Source organism: Flavobacterium sp. (genome assembly GCF_044368625.1).
Taxonomy (GTDB): Bacteria; Bacteroidota; Bacteroidia; order Flavobacteriales; family Flavobacteriaceae; genus Flavobacterium.
This window is the reverse complement of the sequence record NZ_JBIPPD010000311.1, coordinates 1-2,850: the sequence shown is the minus strand read 5'-3', so window position 1 is coordinate 2,850 and position 2,850 is coordinate 1. Positions and strand designations below refer to the sequence as shown.

The 2,850-nt window shown below is 30.1% G+C and carries 5 protein-coding genes; all 5 read left to right on the top strand.

Annotated features, from left to right (window positions below):
- Positions 1–275, top strand: a 275-nt coding sequence (locus tag ACIQ2X_RS15445) for an adenine-specific methyltransferase EcoRI family protein (protein ID WP_396179863.1), incomplete at its 5' end; no start/stop codon positions are given.
- A 21-nt stretch (positions 276–296) separates the two neighbouring features.
- On the top strand, positions 297–767 hold the full coding sequence (locus tag ACIQ2X_RS15440) for a DUF6978 family protein (RefSeq protein WP_396179861.1): 471 nt from the start codon (positions 297–299) through the stop codon (positions 765–767).
- Positions 768–771: 4 nt separating this feature from the next.
- Positions 772–1,539 carry a DUF1828 domain-containing protein gene (locus tag ACIQ2X_RS15435; protein ID WP_396179860.1) on the top strand — a complete coding sequence of 256 codons (768 nt, stop codon included), beginning with the start codon at positions 772–774 and terminating at the stop codon, positions 1,537–1,539.
- A 180-nt stretch (positions 1,540–1,719) separates the two neighbouring features.
- Entirely contained in the window at positions 1,720–1,944 is a 225-nt protein-coding gene (locus ACIQ2X_RS15430) for a hypothetical protein (protein ID WP_396179859.1), read from the top strand.
- Entirely contained in the window at positions 1,944–2,450 is a 507-nt protein-coding gene (locus ACIQ2X_RS15425) for a hypothetical protein (RefSeq protein ID WP_396179858.1), read from the top strand. Before ACIQ2X_RS15430 ends, ACIQ2X_RS15425 begins: the two co-directional genes overlap by 1 nt.
- Positions 2,451–2,850 lie beyond the last annotated feature (400 nt).

Genomic DNA, 2,850 nt, shown 5'->3' with positions numbered 1-2,850 from the left:
CAAAATACGACAACTATGACGCCATAAATGTGGACAAAACTAAAGAAATTCCGATGGATTATGACGGGGTAATGGGCGTGCCAATTACCTTTTTGGATAAGTATAATCCTGAGCAGTTTGAGATAGTTGGTTGGTCGAGGCACAATGAATACGATATGGACGGAGGTTATTGGCTGGGTGGGAAAAACGATGCAACAATAAATGGTAAAGATGTTTATAGAAGGATTTTGATTAGGAGGAGGGGTGGAGATGTGGACAAAAATATTATTAAATAAAATGGTGTTTAAAATTACTTTATGTTGATAACTCAAGATCAATTTGAAATATTAAAAAGCCTTGAAAAAGAATTTAAAGAACAAAATCTCTCAGTTTCTTTGGAGGGGCAAAATAATCAGATTACCAAATGGGAACACGAGATTATATCTCTAAACAACAAAGAGACTTTTATACTTAATTATTTTAGACCAAAATTAGAAATCTCAAAAACCAAAATTACTTTCAATACCAGATACAGGAAGATTATAAGATTAATAAGGCTTGATTTAGAAGGAACTCATACTAATCCTAATGAGTTTGGAGGTGAAACTTTTGAAGGTCCTCACATTCATATTTATGACGAAAAATTTCACGATAGAGTCGCTTATCCTTTGTCAAAAATATCTATTACCCAAGAAGAGATAAAACATGTTGATGTTTATTCAATATTAAAAAAGTTTTTGGATTATTTTAATACTAAATACCCAAATTTTACACCTAAATTGTTTTAAAAATATGTCTCACACAAACTTGGTAGAAAATTACTTATTATGGTTAAAAGAAAATATAAAATCCAAGGATATTGAAAACGGATATCACTTTACTTTACCTTTTTTAGATAATCACAACGACCATATTGAAATTTATGCCATAAAAACTTCTGAGTCAGAAATTACCCTAACTGATGGTGGTTATATTATAAATGATTTAGAAATGTCTGGGGTATCTTTTAACTCGCCTGCTAGAAAAAATATTTTAGATCAAACCCTTCTAAGTTATGGTGTAAAATTAGATGAAAACGATAATTCAATTTATATTAAAACTGATTTACAAAACTTACCCAAAAAGAAGCATAGCTTGGTTCAATGTATTTTAGCTGTTAGTGATTTGTATGTTTTAGCAAGAGAATCAATACAAAATTTCTTTTTTGATGATGTGATGGCAAAATTTAAAGAAAAGAGTGTACCAGTAATCCCTAAATTTATAATAAATGGTAAAAGTGGCTATCCAAATACCATTGATATTGCAATCCCAACTAAATTTGGTGAAATTTTAATCAAAACTATCAGCAACCCAAAAAAAGATAGAATAACTTCAGCATTATTTTCATACAACGATATAAGACAAACAGGTAGAGAAATAAAGGAAGGGATAATTATTTATGACGACAGAGAATTTGAACTTAAAAAAGATGATGAAATAGCCGCAAAAAACTATCAAACAAAATTTTTACCATATCAAAGTATTGCAAATTATATAGATTCTGGTATTTTAGTTAGCTAGTAACTTAACAAAACAAAAATATCAAAAGCTAACTTTTTAAGACAAAAAATTGACCCCTATTTCTAGGGGTACGTGGCTATTGCCAATTTGTAATCAAATACCACAACACAACAAACCAGTTGTCAAGAATTATTTTAATATTTTTGATTTCAAATACTACAAATTTAAATTTCTATAATTATGACTAACAATAACAATTCAACCAATTATTCTCAAAATAAGACTGTAATAAAAAGTTTAGATCAACATCTAAAAAATTCACAACAAGCAAGTCCTGTACCGCAACAAAATCCAAATTTAAGAACTCTAAATACTCATTTTGCAGGGGCTAGACTAATTCCTCCACTCCCACCTATTACTCAACCTCAAACAATTGTTAAACCAGCACCTAAGATTATAAAATAATGGCTCAAATTACCATAGATACCGAAAAAATAATTCAATATTTCAACTTAGAGTTTAAAGATTTTACAACAATAATTCTTGCCATAGTTGCTTTCATAGTTGCATATTTAACTTGGACTTCCACAAAAACAAGCAATCAAATGTATATTGATGAGTTAATTCAAAATTCATTAACTAACTATAGAAACACCTATCTACAAGGTTTGAGTATTAACTTAGATGAAGATCACCCAGATTATTCCCGCAACAAACATGAAATATATTTGCAATCACTTAGCGAGTCTCGTGAAGAAATATTAAACGCATACAATAGAGCTTGTTCAGTATATTTACAAGGATTTTGGGTTTTTACAAGAATTGACAGAAAATTATTCGAATCTCAAAGGAGGGAAGAAATATTAGGAATTGTAAGAGATCCGATTTATTCAAATATTTTAGGAAGTTATTATGACAGTTCCTGCCCTCATTTAATCAAGGTATTCGATAAATTAAAAAACAAGCGATAAATTAAAAGAGTTAAACAAAACGGAATTCGATCAAATTGGTATTATCAAAACAAAAAATCTTTAAGCTTCGTAGAGGCAAGGCTTGCCTGCCAATCATTTTGGGAACATTGCAAACTACGGGAAAAATGGAAACGAGGGCGTTTCCTCTACAACAACAATTTTAAATTTGGGAAGCCAAAGGTACTCCCCTACAAAAAATATACTTTGGGAAGTCAGAGCCGTTCCCCTACAAAAAAATTTAATTTAAAAAATGCCCATTAAGTTTATCCGCAAATCAAACGATATGCTTCAACAACCACAATCAACAAATCAAAACGATTCTCAAATTCTAATTTATGAAAACGATTCTGGAGAGATTAAAATTGATGTGCTTTTAGAAAATGAAACCGTCTGGCTGACT

Bases quoted from the DNA above. Each gene is read 5' to 3' on its own strand.
- ACIQ2X_RS15440 (WP_396179861.1), top strand. From the start codon at position 297: ATGTTGATAACTCAAGATCAATTTGAAATATTAAAAAGCCTTGAAAAA.
- ACIQ2X_RS15435 (WP_396179860.1), top strand. From the start codon at position 772: ATGTCTCACACAAACTTGGTAGAAAATTACTTATTATGGTTAAAAGAA.
- ACIQ2X_RS15430 (WP_396179859.1), top strand. From the start codon at position 1,720: ATGACTAACAATAACAATTCAACCAATTATTCTCAAAATAAGACTGTA.
- ACIQ2X_RS15425 (WP_396179858.1), top strand. From the start codon at position 1,944: ATGGCTCAAATTACCATAGATACCGAAAAAATAATTCAATATTTCAAC.